The sequence below is a fragment of the Rhodococcus sp. NPDC056960 genome (genome assembly GCF_042674125.1).
In the GTDB taxonomy this organism is placed as follows: Bacteria; Actinomycetota; Actinomycetes; order Mycobacteriales; family Mycobacteriaceae; genus Rhodococcus_F.
The window spans coordinates 205641-221996 of record NZ_JBHURF010000003.1; the positions used below are offsets into that span (position 1 = coordinate 205641).

The following is a 16356-nucleotide window of genomic DNA, read 5'->3' on the forward strand; positions in this document are numbered from 1 at the left end:
GGCATGTTCGTCGCTCTCCGCACCCGGAACTACCGGTTGTGGGCGTCGGGGCAGATCGTCTCCCTCGTCGGAACGTGGATGCAGCGGGTGGCGCAGGACTGGCTCGTCCTGACGTTGTCGAACGGCAACGCTCTCGCGGTCGGGATCGTGATGGCCCTGCAGTTCGGCCCGACCCTGTTCCTGTCCGTGTGGGGCGGCGTCCTCGCCGACCGGTACGACAAGCGGCGCATCCTCATCGCGACGCAGGTGTCGATGGCGTTGTGTGCGCTGGTCCTCGGCCTGCTCGACGTCGGCGGACTGGTCGCCCTGTGGCACGTCTACCTCATCGCGTTCGTGATGGGCTGCGCGTCCGCGATCGACGCGCCGGCGCGGCAGTCGTTCACCATCGAGATGGTCGGCAAGGACTCGCTGCCCAATGCGATCGCCTTGAACTCCATGACGTTCAACACGGCACGGATCATCGGCCCGGCGATCTCCGGTGTGCTCATCACCCTCATCGGCACGGGTTGGGTGTTCCTGCTCAACGTGGGGACGTTCACCGGGGTGCTGATCGCCCTGCTGATGATGAACGCCCGCGAATTGTTCACCGCACCCCAGGCGGAACGCGGGAAGGGGCAGGTCCGGGAGGGTTTCCGGTACGTGTGGGGCCGGGCCGATCTCCGGGTGCTGATGGTGGCGATCTTCATGGTGTCGACGTTCGGACTGAACTTCCCGATCAGTCTCGCCGTTCTCGCCCGCAACACGTTCGAGCGCGGCGCGGACGCCTACGGACTGCTGTCGACGACCCTCGCCGTCGGCACTCTCGCCGGCGCCACGATCGCCGCGAAACGCAGGACGCCACCGCGTCTGCGCACGTTCCTCGGGGCGGCGGCCGGGTTCGGCGCCTTCGAGGTCCTGGTCGGCCTGATGCCGACCTACGTTCTCGTGGCGATCATGCTCGTCCCCACCGGTGCACTCACCCTGACATTCACCACTGCGGCGATGAACATCCTGCAGATGTCGGTGCCGTCCGAGATGCGCGGCCGGGTGATGGGCATCTACATGCTCTGCTTCCTCGGCGGCACCCCGCTGGGCAGTCCCGTTCTGGGATGGCTGGCCGACGTCCTCGACCCCCGCGCGCCGCTCGTGATCGGCGGCGCGATCTCCCTGATCAGCGGCATCGGCGCAGCCCTGTACCTGATGCGGCACCAGCGGGTGCGGCTGAAGGTGCGCAGACCGGACGCCGGCCGCTACCTCCCGGTGTTCGAACTGCACAACGTCGACCCGCGCCCGGTGGTGGTGTGCGACGCCACCGAGCAGGCGGTGGAGGCGAGCCGCGACCCGCGGTCCTGACGGGTGCCGACAGCTCAGGCGCCGACGGCCTCCGCGACGGCCCGCCGGGTCAGCACTCTCGCGAGGTGGCTGCGGTATTCGGCGTCGGCGTGTCCGTCGGTGACCGGGTCGGTGCCCTCGGCGGCGTGTTCGGCCGCCGCCCGGATCAGCTCCGGGTCCGCGGCGTTGCCGACGAGCGCATCCTCGACACCGCGGGCGCGCACGGGCACCGACCCCATGTTGGTCAGCGCAACCCGGGCCTGCCGGATCGTGCCGCCGTCGACCTGGATCGTCGCGGCGACGCCCACGATCGACCACGCCTCCGCGACGGTATTGAACTTCTCGTACCTGGCCTCCCAGCCGGTGTGCTTCGGGATGCGCACGTCCACGAGGATCTCGTCCGGTTGCAGCGCGGTGGTGTAGTAGCCCTCGAAGAAGTCGGCGACCGGAATGCTCCGTCTGCCCGCGGTGCCCACCGCGGTCAGGGTGGCGTCGAGTGCCAGCGCCGGGGCGCACAGGTCACCCGCCGGATCGGCATGCGCCAGCGCACCCCCCAGCGTGCCGCGGTGCCGGATCTGCGGATCGGCGACGGTGCGGGTGGCCTCGACGAGCAGCAGCGCGTGCTCGTGGACGAGCGGGTTGCGGATCACGTCGTAATACGTGGTCATCGCGCCGATCACGATGCTGTCCCCGTCTTCGCGCACGCCGCGCAACTCGCCGATCCGGCCCAGGTCGACGAGGGCGCTCGGCGACGACAGCCGGAGCCGCAGGACCGGTAGCAGACTCTGCCCGCCCGCGAGGATCTTGGCGTCCTCGCCGGCCTCGGCGAGCGCGGCCACTGCCTGGTCGACGGAGGTCGGGGCGACGTAATCGAAGGTCGGTGGAATCATCGGGCGCCTCCCTGGGCGGTGTGGACGGCACGCCAGACCCGCATCGGCGTCAGGGGCATCTCGATGTCCCGCACCCCGAATTGGCGGACGGCGTCGAGGACGGCGTTGACCACGGCCGGGGTGGACGCGATCGTTCCCGCCTCGCCGACGCCCTTGACGCCGAGCGGATTACCGGTGGCGGGGGTCTCGGTGCGGCCGGTGGTGAACGACGGCAGATCCGCCGCCGACGGCACCTGGTATTCGGCGAAGGAACCCGACAGCAGGGTGCCGGACTCGTCGTACACCGCCTCCTCGAACAGGGCCTGCGCGATGCCCTGGGCGAGTCCGCCGTGCACCTGTCCCTCCACGATCAGCGGGTTGACCACGTGCCCGATGTCGTCGACGCACACGTACGAGCGGATGCGGACCTTGCCGGTCTCGGTGTCGACCTCCGCGGCGCAGAGATGGGTGCCGTGCGGGAACGAGAAGTTCTCCGGGTCGTACGTGGCCTCGGAGTCCAGGTTGGGCTCCACACCGTCGGGCAGGTCGTGCGCGGCGAACACGGCGAGCGCGACGTCGGCGATGCCGACCGCCTTCTCGGTGCCCTTCACCCGGAACCGGCCCGCGGTGAACTCGAGGTCGTCCTCGGCGCACTCCATCAGGTGCGCCGCGATCGGCCGGGCCTTCGCGATCACCTTCTCGGCGGCCTTCACCACCGCGATCGCCCCGACCGCCAGCGACCGCGAACCGTAGGTGTCCATGCCGCGCGGCGAGGCCTGGGTGTCGCCGTGCAGCACCTCGACGTCCTCGAACGGAACCCCCAGCTGATCGGCGACCACCTGACTCCACGCGGTCTCGTGACCCTGACCGTGCGCGGAGGAACCGGTGACCACCTCGACCTTGCCGGTGGGCAGCATCCGGATCGCCGCGTGTTCCCACCCGCCGGCCCCGTAGGCCAGGGCGCCGAGGGTCCGCGACGGGGCGAGGCCGCACATCTCGGTGAACGTGGACACCCCGATGCCCAGTTGCACCGGGTCGTTCCGCTCGCGGCGCTCGGACTGTTCGCGTCGGAGGCCGTCGTAGTCGAACAGTTCCCGCGCCCGCGCGGTGGCGGCCTCGTAGTTGCCGGAGTCGTACGTCAGGCCCGCCACGGTGTCGAAGGGGAACTCCTCGTGGGTGATCCAGTTCCTCGCCCGCAGTTCCAGCGGATCCAGGGACAGCTCGGTCGCGAGTTCGTCCATCATCCGTTCGATGGCGAACGTGGCCTCCGGTCTGCCCGCGCCGCGGTAGGCGTCGGTCGGCACCTTGGTGGTGAACACGTTGGTGCACGAGAAGTGATACGCCGGGAACTTGTAGATCCCGTTGAACATGAACGCGCCCAAGATCGGGACTCCGGGGGTGACCAGCCGCAGGTACGCGCCCATGTCGGCGAGCAGTTCCACCTTCATCCCGGTCACGGTGCCGTCCCGGCGGGCGGCCAGGGTCAGTTTCTGGATCTGGTCGCGCCCGTGGTGGGCCGCCAGCATCGTCTCGCTGCGGGACTCGGTGTATTTCACGGGCTTGCCGAGGCGCCGCGCCACGAGCAGCGCGATCACTTCCTCCGGCGTCACCTGCAGTTTGCCGCCGAAACCGCCGCCGACGTCCGGCGCGATGACGCGCAGTTTGTGCTCGGGGATGCCGAGCGTCATCGCCAGCATCAGCCGCAGGATGTGGGGAATCTGGGTGGCCGACCACACGGTGATCTGCGCGCCGGTCGGGTCGACGACCACCGAGCGCGGTTCCATGAACGCCGGGATGAGCCGCTGCTGCCGGAACGTGCGCTCGACGAGCACCTCGGCGTCGCGGATGGCCTGCTCGACGTCGCCACCCGACCCGGCCTCCGCGGAATCGAACGTCCAGGTGGCGCTGACGTTCGTCCCGAGATCCGGGTGCACGAGGTCGGCGCCGTCGGCGGCCGCGGCGGCGAGGTCCAGGACCACCGGCAGTTCGTCGTAGTCGACGTCGATCGCCTCGAGCGCGTCGTGCGCCTCGTACGCGCTGCGCGCCACGACGACCGCGACGGCCTCGCCGGCGAAATTCACCCCGTCGACCGCAAGGGATGGTGCCGGCGGCGACTTCATGTCGGGTGTGATCGGCCACGCACACGGCAGGCTGCCCTGCTCGTCGGCGAGATCCGCACCGGTGAGGACGGCGACGACGCCCGGCATCTCGCGCGCCGCTGCGGTGTCGACTCCGGTGATGCGGGCGTGCGCGAACGGGCTGCGCAGGATCGCCAGGTGCTGCATTCCGGGCAGCACCAGGTTGTCGGTCCAGCGGGTGCGACCCGTGACCAGGTGCTCATCTTCCTTGCGGGTGCGGGCCTTGCCGATCTCCGGTTCGGCGGTGGCGGTCATCGCGCACCTCCCGGCGCGGTGTCGGACTTCGCTGCCTCCGCCGTCGTGGATTCCGTGGCCCCGCCGCCGCGCAACCGCTGCGCCGCATCCTGGACCGCGCTGACGATGTTCTGGTACCCGGTGCAGCGGCACAGGTTGCCTTCCAAACCCAGCCGCACCGCCCGCTCGTCCGGGTCGGGCTCCTCTGCCAGCAGATCCAGCGTCTGCATGATCATGCCGGGAGTGCAGTAGCCGCACTGCAGCGCGTGGTTGTCGCGGAAGGCCTGCTGCACGGGGTGCAGCGTCCCGTTCCGGGACAGGCCCTCGACGGTGAGGACGTCGCCGCCGTCGGCCTGCACGGCGAGCACCGAGCAGGATTTCACGCTGTGACCGTTCAGATGGACGGTGCAGGCCCCGCAGTTTCCGGTGTCGCAGCCGATGACGGTGCCGACCTTGCCGAGCCGGTCCCGAAGATAGTGGACGAGGAGCAGTCGCGGCTCCACGTCGTCCGTGTATGCCGTTCCGTCGACGGTGACAGTGATGCGCATCGCGCCTCCCAAACAGGGCCTCGGGTGATACGTCCTACTCTGCGCCGACGGAGGGCGGACAGCACCCGAAATGGGGGAACCGTTTCCTTTTCGATCACGCCCGGCGCACGAGTTCGAGCAGTTCCTCCAGCGTCGCGAGACTGTGACCGGCGAGCAGGCGATCGGTGTGCGGCAGGGCGGCCGCGATACCGGATTGGACCGGCTCGTAGCCGTCCGCCCCGGCGTGCGGGTTCACCCACAGCACGGTGCGGGCGAGCCGCCGCAGCTGAGCCATCTGCTCCGCGAGCAGGGTCGGGTCGCCGCGCTCCCAGCCGTCGGAGAAGATCACCACGACGGCCCCCCGGGCCACCCCGCGCCGCCCCCAGCGGTCCAGGAACGCGCGCAGCGTCTCGCCGAGTCGGGTGCCGCCCGCCCAGTCGGGCACGGCCCGGCTCGCGGCGGCCAGTGCCACTTCCGGGTCGCGGACCCGCAGTGCCCGCGAGACCCGGGTCATCCGGGTGCCCAGCGTGAACACCTCCGTCCCCGCGGGATTGCCGCGGGCGACGACGTGCGCGAACCGCAGCAACGCGTCGGCGTAGGGGCTCATCGAACCGGACACGTCGATCAGCAGCACCACCCGGCGGGGCCGGGTGGCCTTGCGGTGCCGGCTCGGCCGCACCGTCTCGCCGCCCGCGGCGAGCATGTGCCGCACCGTGCGCCGCGGGTCGACGACGCCCCGCCGGGCCGGGCGCATCCGGATCGCCGGCCGGGACGGGGGCCGGGGACGCAGGGCCGCGATCAGTTCGGCGAGGTGCGCGCGCTCGGCCGCGGTCAGTTCCGCGATGTCGCGGTGGCGCAGCACCTCGGTGTCGTCCGCCGCGACCCTCAACTGCGGCCCACCGCCCTCGGCGTCGCCGCCGTCGGACGTGGTCAGCGCGGCGATCCGGGCGCGGCGCGGGAGTTCACCCGACCGTGGGGTGCGCGCCGGGACGTCGCCGCCGAACCAGCCCGCGAACGCCGAGTCGTACCGCGGGATGTCGTCGGGACCGCGGCAGAGCGTCGCCCGACCCGCCCAGTACACCTGCCCGGGATCGCCCACGTCGACCTGCCGCAGCGCCCGGGCGTACGCCGCGACGGCGTCCGATGCGACGGGCAGTCCGGCCGCGGCGAGGGCGTGTGCGAACCCGGCGACCCCCACCAGCGGGTCGCCGGGATCCGGCGGTGTGGACACGGGCGTCACCCCGCCAGGAGCCGGTCCAGTCCGGCGCGGGCCACCCGTTCGAGGTCCTCCCGGTACTTGAGCACCGCGCCGAGTGTCGCCGCGGCGGTCTCCGCGTCGAGCACGTCCCGGTCGAGTTCGCGCAGTGCCCGCGCCCAGTCCAGCGCCTCGGCGACACCTGGCGGCTTGAGCAGTTCCATCTCGCGCAGGGAGTGGACGGCGCGGGCGACCTGACCGGCGAGGTCGGGTCCGATGCCGGGGATGCGGCGGCGGAGGATCGCGACCTCCCGCGTCAGGTCGGGGTGCTCGAGCCAGTGGTAGAGGCAGCGGCGTTTGAGGGCGTCGTGCACCTCGCGGGTGCGGTTGGAGGTGAGCACCACCAGCGGTGGCGTCGCGGCCCGCACCTCGCCCAGTTCGGGAATGGTGACGGCGTTCTCGTCGAGCACCTGCAGCAGGAAGGCCTCGAACTCGTCGTCGGCCCGGTCGATCTCGTCGACGAGCAGTACACACGGCGCTTCGGTCAGCGCGCGCAGCAGGGGCCGTGCCAGCAGGAACCGCTCGGTGTACAGCGAGCGTTCGACGGTGTCGACCTCCAGCCCGCCGTCGCTCGCGGCCTCCAGTGTCCGCAGGTGCAGCAGTTGCCTCGGGAAGTCCCAGTCGTAGAGAGCCTGCGCGGCGTCGATTCCCTCATGACATTGCAGGCGGATCAGCGGCAGCCCGAACGCCTCCGCCAACGCTGTCGCCAGCGACGTCTTACCGGTGCCGGGTTCGCCCTCACAGAACAGCGGACGTCCCATCCGCACGGCCAGGAACGCGGCCATCGCGACGCCGTCGTCGGCGAGGTAGCCGGTGGCGTCGAGTGCCTGCGCCAGTTCCGCGGGCGAACCGACCGTCGGCGTGGAATCACTCACGCCGCGAGCCTAGGTGAGTGTCGCCGCCCGGGTACGCGACTCGGGTCAACGGCCCGGCTCCACCCTGCCGCGGTCCTCGATCAACCGCCGGAACATCGCGGTGGCGCCGAACCGCAGCGCCAGCCGTTCGACAAGTCCCGGCGCAATCTGCGCCAGCGCGAGCACCGGGCGGATCGGCGCTCCGCTCTCGACGATCTCGGGCCGATCACGCCGGATCGACCGGATCACGGCGGCGGCGACCTTCTCCGGGCTGGTCTCGCCGGTGATCCGGCCGGACCTGACACCCCGCTCCGTCATCCGCTGATACATGCCGTCGCCGGCGACGAATCCGGGGCACACGACGGAGAAGCCGACCGGCGAGCCTGCGTATTCGGCGCGCAGCGACTCGGTGAGACCGATCAGGCCGGCCTTCGTCGCGGCGTACGGCGCGCAGTACGCCGGTCCGATCTTTCCTGCCAGCGACGAGATGAACACCACGTGACCGCGGCCGCGGTCGAGCATCCCGGGCAGCACTCGCCGGGTGAGAAGCATTGGGGCGGTGAGGTTCACGTCGACCATGGCGGTGAGCTCGCCGGGGTCGAGCCGGGTGAACGCCGAGACGTTCTCCACCCCGGCATTGTTCACGAGCAGGTCGAGGGGGCCGACCGCCGCCTCCGCGCGCGCGATCAGCGACTCGGCCTGACCGGGGTCGGTCAGATCACCGGGCACGGCCTCCGCGCGCACCCCGAGCGCGCGCAGTTCCCCCACGACGTCCGCGAGCCGGTCGGCACGCCGACCGGACGCCGCGACGCCGACGCCTTCGTGGGCGAGAGCGAGGGCGAGGACACGCCCGAGTCCGCCCGAGGCACCCGTCACCAGGGCCGTGCGCCCCCGCAGCTGCTTCACGACTTCGAGCTTTCGCGCTCCGTCCGGGGGAGTCAACAGCGACCAGACCTGCCACCTTCTGCCGCTGTGACGTCGCGCATACGGCACGATGGACCAGTGGTTCACGTCATCGACATAACAGATCCGGCCGACAGCAGGCTGGACGACTTCCGCGATCTCAACTCCTCGGATCGGCGTCCCGACCTTCCCGAGGGCAAGGGGCTGGTGATCGCGGAGGGTGTGCTGGTGGCGCAGCGACTGCTGGCGTCGCGGTTCGACCCGATCGCGCTGCTCGGCGTAGACCGGCGGCTGGAGGAACTCGCCGACGATCTCGCGGGCGTGGACGTGCCGTTCTACCGGACCACGGCCGACGTCATGGCCGAGGTCGTCGGGTTCCACCTCAACCGGGGCGTGCTCGCGGCGGCGCGGCGGCCCGAGCCCCTCGAACTGTCCGACGTGCTGGATCGGGCCCGGACGGTCGCGGTGCTCGAGGGCGTCAACGATCACGAGAACCTGGGCTCGATGTTCCGCAACGCCGCGGGGCTCGGCGTCGACGCCGTGGTGTTCGGCAAGGGGTGCGCCGACCCGCTGTACCGCCGGGCGGTCCGGGTGTCGATGGGCCACGTCCTCCGGGTGCCGTTCGCGCACGTGACGAAGTGGCCGCACGATCTGGATGCGTTGCGGGAGCGCGGTTTCCAGCTCATCTCGTTGACACCGAATCCCGAGGCGACGACCCTGGCCGAGGCGATGACGGGGGAGAAGGTGGCCCTGCTGCTCGGTGCCGAGGGTCCCGGCCTCACCGAACATGCCATGCGGGCCACGGACGTTCGTGCGCGCATCCCGATGGCACCCGGAACGGATTCGCTCAACGTCGCGACGGCGGCGGCGATGGCGTTCTACGAGCGCGTCCGAACGGGCCGGTGAGAATGCTGCACCCTCATTCCCCGTATCCGCCGCCGACGGCGACGCCGTGGTTCACCGGACTTCTCGTCGCGGGTTTCGCCGCAGTGCTGGTGGCCGTCGCGGTGATGGCCTTCGGTTCGCAGCTCGGCCGGATCAACGCGGTGCTCGCGGTGTTCCTCGAACTCGTGGTGGTGGCCGGGGTGGCCCCGTCGGCGTGGCGACTGCGCCGGACGCCGGTGTGGCGGTGGCTGGTGTACGGCGCCGCGGCGGGGGTGCTCACCGGGTGGATCGCGCTGCTCGCCGGCGCCGCGTAACCCCGGACGGACCGGTCAGAATCCGAAATAGCGACGGAGCGATCCGCCTTTCCGTGCGGCGGCCGGTGGCGGTGCGGGAGTGGGACCGGGCTCGGGGGCGGGCCGTTCCGATTCGGGCGGTTCCTCGACCTCCCGGACCTCACCGGGCGGGTGGACGGTGAATCCGACGACGGTGAGCGTCTTCGGATCGAGCTCGGCGCTCGCCGGCGCACCGGTATAGCGGAATCCGAGCCACTCGCGGTTGGCGCCCTCCGCGAACTGCTGCGGGTGGAACGGCAGCGACTGCGGATCGGGCAGGATCCCCGGCGGGTACTGCAGCGGAAAGTCGCCCGCCCAATACGGCCGCTCCCACACCAGGGGGATGCCGAGATCCTCGTGGATGTGGACCGGCGTCGCGCTGAACGACCGCGTCAGGTGCCCGTCCTCCCACATCGCGAACGCACCCCACGCGAGGTCGGGTTTGGACGCCACGTAGTACGTCTTCGCGAATTCGGTGGGCCGGACCCGTGTTTCGGGCAGGCTCGACGGCCGGGGAACGGCCAGGTCGGGGCCGCACACGACGGTGACACCGGGGTAGGACCCGATGTGGACGGTCCCGGCCGCGTCGACCGCGACGGCCTCGGCCAGCGGAATCGGGCCCGTCGGGGTGGCCACCAGATCGGGATGGAGACGGGAGGCGAGTGCCTGCGCGGCGGCGAGGTCAGGCTCGGGAACGACGCGCAGAACTGCTGCGGGGTCGGGGACATCGACGTACCAGATCGTTGATACCTTGGCCCCCACGGTCATCCCTCTCTCCCGGCGTCTTCCTGAAAGAGTACGACCCGTCCGGGTTTTCGGCCTGCCGACCGCGCAGACGATCAGCGTCCGCTGCTGCGGACCCCGAGCAGGACGTCGTCCCAGGAGGGGAGTGCGGGTTTGCCGCGCTTGTCCTTGTTGTTCGTCTGGTGCGGTGCGACCTTGGGGGCGGCGGGCTCCTCGGGTGGCGCGGGCTCGTTCCCGGGCTCCTCGATGACGTCGGCCTCGACGACGACCTCCGGCTCGATCGACGGCACTTCCACCTCGGCGGGGAACTCGGCGAGCTCGAGCTGCTCCGGCTCGTCCGGCGCCACCGGCGCCAATCCGCGAAGCGGGCGGCCGAAGTCGGGGTCGATCAGGTCGAAGGCGGTGTCGTCGAGCGCAACGATGGTGCCGCCGTGCGCGTCCGGCTGGTACCGCCAGTGCGCCGCGTTGGTGGTCCGTCCGGCCTGCCACTGCAGCTGGGCGACCCAGTGATTGTCTTCGTCGCGCCACGCGTCCCACGTGGCGTCGTCGATGTTGTGTCCCCGGGCGCGGAACGCCTGCGTCACGATCTCGGCGAGAGTGGGGACGGCGGGGCCGTTGTCGCGAACGGGGTGTCCGCCCTGCGCCATCTCGGCCGCACGGGAACGCTCGAGCAGAACCGGATAGGCGAATCGCTCCACCTTCGCCAGGGGGATGCCTGCCTCGTCGGCGACCTGTTCGACGGAGGCACCGGCACGGATGCGGGCCTGGATTTCGCGGGGCCTGAGCTGACTGTCCATTTCGATCTCAATCTGGCCGAGTCGAGCGATGTCCCCGCGGGATGCGGCGCGGAGTTTGTCATCGGCGGGAAGCCGGAATTTTTCGCCGGTACTGGCATCAGCGCACACGACGTGCGATCCATCGGGCTCGAGACCGATCACTCGAAGCTCTCGCACGTTTGACCTCCTTATCGCGCCGGCTCGCGACTTTGCACCTGGGCAACTGTAATTCATTCGTGACGGCCCGCGCAGCAGGACACGCGCGGGCAAATCCCGTCCCGGCGTCGCGCCCGCGTTACGCTTCGACGTTTCGCGACCGGCCTCGCGGACCCCGCCGCGGCGCGCATACTGATCGACACAGCCCGGGAACGGGGCGCCGGAACAGAAGTGGACAAAGTCGATGAGCCAGAGCGATATCGACGACGTGGACCTCGCCCACCTGCGGCGAGCCATCGAACTCGCCGACGAGACGGGCGACGCGGGCAACAGGCCGTTCGGTGCGGTGGCCGTCGGCGCCGACGGCCACGTGATCAGCGAGGGCGCCAACTCCGTCGCGACGTCCGCCGACGTCACGGAGCACGCGGAACTCGACGCGATCACCACCGCCTGCGGTGAAGGCAGAACGGACGATCTCGTCGGTGCCACCATGTACGCCAGCGGCGAGCCGTGCCCGATGTGCAGCGCGGCCATGGTGTGGGCCGGGATCACCCGGGTGGTCTACGCGGCGTCGTCCGCGGACTTCTCCCGGATACTCGCCGACGGGCCACGGTTCACGCTCGGTTGCAGCGACGTGCTCGACTCGGCGAGCGTCGACGTCGAGGTGAGCGGACCGCATCTCGGCGACGAGGCGCTCGCACCGTTCCACCGATTCCTCGACACGGACTGACCCGAAACGCCGTCAGCCCCAGGCACCGCGGTGCCTGGGGCTGACGCATGTGTAGTGCCGCGTCTCAGCCGAGCTGCGAGACGACCCAGTCGATGCTCTTCGTGAGCTGGGAGACGTCCTCGGGGTCGATGGCCGGGAACATGCCGACGCGCAGCTGGTTGCGGCCCAGCTTGCGGTACGGCTCCGTGTCGACGACGCCGTTGGTACGCAGGATCTTCGCCACCTGGGCGGCGTCGATCTTGTCGTCGAAATCGATGGTGCCGACCACCTGCGAACGGTGGGCGGGGTCGGTGACGAACGGCGTGGCGTACTCGCTCGCCTCGGCCCACTGGTACAGGCGCGACGACGAATCGGCGGTGCGTGACGTGGCCCAGTCCAGGCCGCCCTTGCCGTTCAGCCACTCGATCTGGTTGGCGAGCAGCAGCAGCGTCGCGACTGCGGGGGTGTTGTACGTCTGGTCCTTGGAGCTGTTGTCGACGGCGATGGGCAGCGACAGGAAGTCGGGGGTCCAGCGCCCCGAGTCCTTGATCTCCGCGACGCGCTCGAGGGCCTTGGGGCTCATCAGCGCGATCCACAGGCCACCGTCGGCGGCGAAGCACTTCTGCGGGGCGAAGTAGTACACGTCCGCGTCGGCGACGTTCACCGGCAGGCCGCCGGCGCCGGAGGTGGCGTCGATGGCGATGAGCGCGTTCTCCGAGCCCGCGGGACGCGAGACGGGGATCGCCACACCCGTGGACGTCTCGTTGTGCGCCCAGCCGATGAGGTCGACGGACGGATCCGAGACCGGCTCGGGAGCACTGCCCGGGTCGGCGGAGACGACGATCGGGTCGCCGATGAACGGGTTGTTCTTGGCGACCGACGCGAACTTCGAGCTGAACTCACCGTTCGTGAGGTGCAGCGACTTCTCCCGGATCAGGCCGAAGGCTGCAGCGTCCCAGAACGCGGTGGTGCCACCGTTGCCGAGCACCACCTCGTAGCCCTCGGGCAGGGAGAACAGATCGGCGAGGCCGGACCGCACGCTGGCGACGACGTCCTTGACGGGCTTCTGGCGGTGGCTGGTGCCGAACACCGAGGCGCCCACCTCGACCAGCGACTGAAGCTGCTCGGGACGCACCTTGGAGGGTCCGCAGCCGAACCGTCCGTCGGCGGGCAGGAGGTCTGCGGGGATGATCGGTGTGGAGGTCATCGCTACTTTCTGTTCCTTACTGATTCTGGCGGGGGGAGACGGTCAGCTGGTGTGGGCGATCTGGTCCCAGCCCTCGACGGACTCGGGGGTGCGGGGTGCGGGTCCGGTGTAGATGGCGGCGGGGCGGACGAGTTTGCCGAGGCGTTTTTGTTCGAGGATGTGGGCGCACCAGCCTGCGGTGCGGCCGCAGGTGAACATGGCGGGCATCATGTGGGCGGGGACCTCGGCGAAGTCGAGGATGACCGCGGCCCAGAATTCGACGTTGGTTTCGATGGCCCGGTCGGGGCGGCGTTCGCGCAGTTCGGCGAGGGCGGCCTGTTCGAGGGCGGCGGCCGCCTCGTAGCGGGGGGCGTTCAGGCGTTTGGCGGTGGCGCGGAGCACCCGGGCGCGGGGGTCTTCGGCGCGGTAGACGCGGTGCCCGAAGCCCATCAGCTTTTCCTTGCGGTCGAGGATGCCCTTGACCAGGGTGCGGGCGTCGCCGGATTTTTCGGTGTCCTCGATCATCGGCAGGACGCGGGCGGGGGCGCCGCCGTGCAGGGGGCCGGACATCGCGCCGATGGCGCCGGAGAGGGAGGCGGCGACGTCGGCGCCGGTGGAGGCGATGACGCGGGCGGTGAAGGTGGAGGCGTTCATGCCGTGTTCGGCGGCGGAGACCCAGTAGGCGTCGATGGCGGCGACGTGGGCGGGGTCGGGGTCGCCTTTCCAGCGGACCATGAATCGTTCGGTGACGGTTTTGGCTTCGTCGATGCGTGTTTGGGGGACGGCGGGCTGGTAGATGCCGCGGGCGGATTGGGCGACGTAGGACAGGGCCATGACGGAGGCGCGGGCGAGTTGTTCGCGGGCGGTGTCGTCGTCGATGTCGAGGAGGGGTTGGTATCCCCAGATGGGGGCGAGCATGGCGAGGCCGGCTTGGACGTCGACGCGGACGTCGCCGGTGTGTACGGGGAGGGGGAACGGTTCGGCCGGGGGGAGTCCGGGGCCGAAGCGGCCGTCGACGAGCAGGGCCCAGACGTTGCCGAAGGTGACGTGCTGGGAGACGAGTTCTTCGATGTCGACGCCGCGGTAGCGCAGGGCGCCGCCGTCCTTGTCGGGTTCGGCGATGTCGCTGGTGAACGCGACCACGCCTTCCAGTCCGCTGACGAAATCGTCCGGTATTGCAGCGCTAGCTGACATAGCTCGTGGACTCTCCTCGTTCGAGTGCCCCCGGTCAGAGCGGCACTGCCTCGGCGTTCGACAATTGCGCTGAGCGTGCGTGCGGGATGGGCAGGCACCGTCGTCCGCGCAATCGACTTCCCGTCCCCGGGCATCGCACGAACACGGCTGCAATGCGAGGGAACGGGCTCGGTCCCCAAAACTTTAGCCGGTGTCACCGGAGAGTTGATCAGTGCATACCCGGGAGTAGCGTTCTCGCCTGTGTCTCCAGATGCAGAACGGCCGAAACCGGTGAACAAGGACCTCGCGGCGATGCGTGTCGGTTACGGACAACAGGGCGCCGACGGACGCTACGACGATGCGGATCTGGACGCCGACCAGCTGAGCGACGGCTGGCTTCCCCTGATGCGCCGCTGGCTCGAGGAGGCCGTCGAGGCCGGGGTTCCCGAACCGAACGCGATGACGCTCGGAACCGTCGACGAGCACGGCCATCCGTGCACCCGAACCGTCCTGTGCAAGGGGCTGAGCGGCGACGGAGTGCTGTTCTTCACCAACTACGACTCGGACAAGGGCCGCCAACTCGACGCGGTGCCCTACGCGTCGGTGACGTTCACCTGGGTGCCCGTCGCCCGGCAGATCACCGTCCGCGGTCCGGTCGAACGGGTGAGCGCCGACGTCACGGACGAGTACTGGCACAGCAGGCCCCGCGGATCCCGGCTGGGGGCGTGGGCGTCCGAACAGTCGCGGCCGATCGCGTCGCGGTCCGAACTGGACGCCGCACTGCTGCACACGGCGGAGCGTTTCCCCGTCGACGTCGACATCCCGGTCCGGCCGGACTGGGGCGGAATCCTGATCCGGCCCGAGTCCGTGGAGTTCTGGCAGGGCCGCGCCAACCGCATGCACAACCGCATCCGGACGTCGCGGTCCGGCGACAGCTGGACCGTCGCGCGACTGCAGCCGTGACGGCCCGGGAATAGTAAGTATGGGAAACGAGCTAAGGGAAGAATGACCGACACCGTCACCGAGAGTAAGAGGAAGCGGAGGCTGCTCGCCGACACCACGCCGCTGCAGAACCGGGACTACCGCCGCCTGTGGGCGGCCGGGATCGTGACGGTGATCGGCGGTCAGCTCAGTATCGTCGCCGTACCCCAGCAGGTGTACGAGATCACCCGAAGCTCGGCGTACGTGGGGCTGACCGGTGTCTTCGCGCTGGTGCCGCTGATCGTGTTCGGGCTGTGGGGCGGCGCCCTCGCCGATGTCATGGACCGGCGGAGGCTGCTGACGATCACGACCGTCGGGCTCGGAGTGACGTCGGTGCTGTTCTGGGTGCAGGCGGCGCTCGGCCTGGACAACGTGTGGCTGGTCCTCGGACTGCTGGCGTTGCAGCAGGCGTTCTTCGCGGTCAACCAGCCCACCCGCAGTGCGATCATCCCGCGGCTCATCCCGGCGGAACAGCTGGCCGCCGCGAACTCGCTGAACATGACGGTGATGCAGTTCGGCGCCATCGCCGGACCGCTGCTCGCCGGGGTCATGATTCCGACGGTCGGGTTGTCGACGCTGTATCTCGTCGACTCGATCGCCCTGCTGGCCACACTGTGGGCGGTGCTCCGGCTGCCCGCCATTCCGCCGACGGGGGAGTCGCGACGGGCCGGGCTGCGCGAGGTGTTCGACGGGTTCGCCTACCTCGCGACGCAGAAGGTGCTGCTGGCGTCGTTCGTCGTCGACATCATCGCCATGGTGTTCGGCATGCCGCGGGCGTTGTTCCCGCAGATCGCCCACGACACGTTCGGCGACCCGGCGACGGGTGGTGTCGCGCTGGGACTGCTGTTCGCGGCGATGTCCTTCGGTGCCGTCGCCGGCGGAGTGTTCTCCGGCTGGCTGCCGAGGGTCCGGCGCCAGGGCCTCGCCGTGATCGTGTGCATCGCGCTGTGGGGTCTCGCGATGGTGGGCTTCGGAGTGGCCGTCGGGATGGCGTCACCCGGCGACAGTCCGGTCCTGTTGTGGATCGCTCTCGCGTTCCTCGCGTTCGGTGGGGCCGTCGACATGGTGTCCGCCGCGTTCCGCAGCACCATGCTCCAGCAGGTCGCCACGGACGAGATGCGCGGCCGGCTCCAGGGTGTGTTCATCGTCGTCGTGGCCGGGGGTCCGCGGATCGGCGACGTCGTGCACGGCGCGGCCGCGGCAGCGGTCGGGACGAGCGTTGCCGCGGCGGGCGGCGGCGTCCTCGTCGTCGTCGGTGTGGTGATCGCCGCCCTCGTGTTCCCGGCCCTGGTGCGGTACAAGGTCGCACGCTAGGTTCCTGTG

The 16356-nt window shown here is 70.3% G+C and carries 16 protein-coding genes; 6 read left to right on the forward strand and 10 right to left on the reverse strand.

The window, feature by feature from the left end; all coding sequences use genetic code 11:
- The first annotated feature begins 3 nt into the window (after positions 1–3).
- Positions 4–1332 (forward strand): MFS transporter, encoded by a 1329-nt coding sequence (locus ACFTWF_RS06190; RefSeq protein ID WP_378460564.1) that lies wholly within the window; start codon positions 4–6, stop codon positions 1330–1332.
- Between the two features lie 14 nt (positions 1333–1346).
- On the opposite strand, the gene ACFTWF_RS06195 is transcribed toward ACFTWF_RS06190, so the two are convergent.
- The 6 genes from ACFTWF_RS06195 to ACFTWF_RS06220 form a co-directional block, all read right to left on the reverse strand.
- Positions 1347–2201, reverse strand: coding sequence for an FAD binding domain-containing protein (locus tag ACFTWF_RS06195; protein WP_378460387.1), 855 nt, complete (start codon positions 2199–2201; stop codon positions 1347–1349).
- Positions 2198–4573, reverse strand: a complete 2376-nt coding sequence (locus tag ACFTWF_RS06200) for a xanthine dehydrogenase family protein molybdopterin-binding subunit (RefSeq protein ID WP_378460388.1) — start codon at positions 4571–4573, stop codon at positions 2198–2200. The genes ACFTWF_RS06195 and ACFTWF_RS06200 overlap by 4 nt, the downstream gene beginning before the upstream one ends.
- Positions 4570–5100, reverse strand: a complete 531-nt coding sequence (locus ACFTWF_RS06205; protein WP_378460389.1) for a (2Fe-2S)-binding protein — start codon at positions 5098–5100, stop codon at positions 4570–4572. Before ACFTWF_RS06205 ends, ACFTWF_RS06200 begins: the two co-directional genes overlap by 4 nt.
- 94 nt (positions 5101–5194) lie before the next feature.
- A complete protein-coding gene (locus tag ACFTWF_RS06210) occupies positions 5195–6310 on the reverse strand; it encodes a VWA domain-containing protein (RefSeq protein ID WP_378460390.1) in 1116 nt (371 codons plus the stop codon).
- 5 nt (positions 6311–6315) lie between these two features.
- Positions 6316–7209: an AAA family ATPase gene (locus ACFTWF_RS06215; protein ID WP_378460391.1), complete on the reverse strand. Its 894-nt coding sequence runs from the start codon at positions 7207–7209 to the stop codon at positions 6316–6318.
- Positions 7210–7254: 45 nt separating this feature from the next.
- A complete protein-coding gene (locus ACFTWF_RS06220) occupies positions 7255–8094 on the reverse strand; it encodes an SDR family NAD(P)-dependent oxidoreductase (RefSeq protein ID WP_378460392.1) in 840 nt (279 codons plus the stop codon).
- A gap of 96 nt (positions 8095–8190) precedes the next feature.
- Between ACFTWF_RS06220 and ACFTWF_RS06225 the strand changes: the two genes are divergently transcribed.
- A complete protein-coding gene (locus ACFTWF_RS06225; protein ID WP_378460393.1) occupies positions 8191–8997 on the forward strand; it encodes a TrmH family RNA methyltransferase in 807 nt (268 codons plus the stop codon).
- Positions 8998–8999: 2 nt separating this feature from the next.
- A complete protein-coding gene (locus tag ACFTWF_RS06230; protein ID WP_378460394.1) occupies positions 9000–9290 on the forward strand; it encodes a DUF2537 domain-containing protein in 291 nt (96 codons plus the stop codon).
- Positions 9291–9305: 15 nt separating this feature from the next.
- Here ACFTWF_RS06230 and ACFTWF_RS06235 read toward each other — a convergent pair whose 3' ends face one another.
- Together ACFTWF_RS06235 and sepH are read right to left on the reverse strand one after the other, a co-directional pair.
- Positions 9306–10076 carry a DUF6928 family protein gene (locus tag ACFTWF_RS06235; protein WP_378460395.1) on the reverse strand — a complete coding sequence of 257 codons (771 nt, stop codon included), beginning with the start codon at positions 10074–10076 and terminating at the stop codon, positions 9306–9308.
- 71 nt (positions 10077–10147) lie between these two features.
- Positions 10148–11005, reverse strand: coding sequence for a septation protein SepH (gene sepH, locus ACFTWF_RS06240; RefSeq protein WP_378460396.1), 858 nt, complete (start codon positions 11003–11005; stop codon positions 10148–10150).
- A gap of 223 nt (positions 11006–11228) precedes the next feature.
- On the opposite strand from sepH, the gene ACFTWF_RS06245 reads away from it, so the two are divergent.
- Positions 11229–11714 (forward strand): nucleoside deaminase, encoded by a 486-nt coding sequence (locus ACFTWF_RS06245; RefSeq protein WP_185725498.1) that lies wholly within the window; start codon positions 11229–11231, stop codon positions 11712–11714.
- Between the two features lie 64 nt (positions 11715–11778).
- Here ACFTWF_RS06245 and serC read toward each other — a convergent pair whose 3' ends face one another.
- Both serC and ACFTWF_RS06255 read right to left on the reverse strand, forming a co-directional pair.
- The gene (serC, locus tag ACFTWF_RS06250) at positions 11779–12900 is read right to left on the reverse strand and encodes a phosphoserine transaminase (RefSeq protein ID WP_378460397.1); all 1122 of its coding nucleotides are present in this window, start codon (positions 12898–12900) and stop codon (positions 11779–11781) included.
- Between the two features lie 42 nt (positions 12901–12942).
- Positions 12943–14073, reverse strand: a complete 1131-nt coding sequence (locus tag ACFTWF_RS06255) for a citrate synthase 2 (RefSeq protein WP_378460398.1) — start codon at positions 14071–14073, stop codon at positions 12943–12945.
- A 270-nt stretch (positions 14074–14343) separates the two neighbouring features.
- Between ACFTWF_RS06255 and pdxH the strand changes: the two genes are divergently transcribed.
- Both pdxH and ACFTWF_RS06265 read left to right on the forward strand, forming a co-directional pair.
- Positions 14344–15015 (forward strand): pyridoxamine 5'-phosphate oxidase, encoded by a 672-nt coding sequence (pdxH, locus tag ACFTWF_RS06260; RefSeq protein ID WP_378460399.1) that lies wholly within the window; start codon positions 14344–14346, stop codon positions 15013–15015.
- Between the two features lie 42 nt (positions 15016–15057).
- Entirely contained in the window at positions 15058–16347 is a 1290-nt protein-coding gene (locus tag ACFTWF_RS06265; protein WP_378460400.1) for an MFS transporter, read from the forward strand.
- Positions 16348–16356 lie beyond the last annotated feature (9 nt).

Coding starts and splice junctions, on each gene's coding strand:
- ACFTWF_RS06190 (WP_378460564.1), top strand. CDS start 4: ATGTTCGTCGCTCTCCGCACCCGGAACTACCGGTTGTGGGCGTCGGGG.
- ACFTWF_RS06195 (WP_378460387.1), bottom strand. CDS start 2,201: ATGATTCCACCGACCTTCGATTACGTCGCCCCGACCTCCGTCGACCAG.
- ACFTWF_RS06200 (WP_378460388.1), bottom strand. CDS start 4,573: ATGACCGCCACCGCCGAACCGGAGATCGGCAAGGCCCGCACCCGCAAG.
- ACFTWF_RS06205 (WP_378460389.1), bottom strand. CDS start 5,100: ATGCGCATCACTGTCACCGTCGACGGAACGGCATACACGGACGACGTG.
- ACFTWF_RS06230 (WP_378460394.1), top strand. CDS start 9,000: ATGCTGCACCCTCATTCCCCGTATCCGCCGCCGACGGCGACGCCGTGG.
- ACFTWF_RS06235 (WP_378460395.1), bottom strand. CDS start 10,076: ATGACCGTGGGGGCCAAGGTATCAACGATCTGGTACGTCGATGTCCCC.
- ACFTWF_RS06245 (WP_185725498.1), top strand. CDS start 11,229: ATGAGCCAGAGCGATATCGACGACGTGGACCTCGCCCACCTGCGGCGA.
- serC (WP_378460397.1), bottom strand. CDS start 12,900: ATGACCTCCACACCGATCATCCCCGCAGACCTCCTGCCCGCCGACGGA.
- ACFTWF_RS06255 (WP_378460398.1), bottom strand. CDS start 14,073: ATGTCAGCTAGCGCTGCAATACCGGACGATTTCGTCAGCGGACTGGAA.
- ACFTWF_RS06265 (WP_378460400.1), top strand. CDS start 15,058: ATGACCGACACCGTCACCGAGAGTAAGAGGAAGCGGAGGCTGCTCGCC.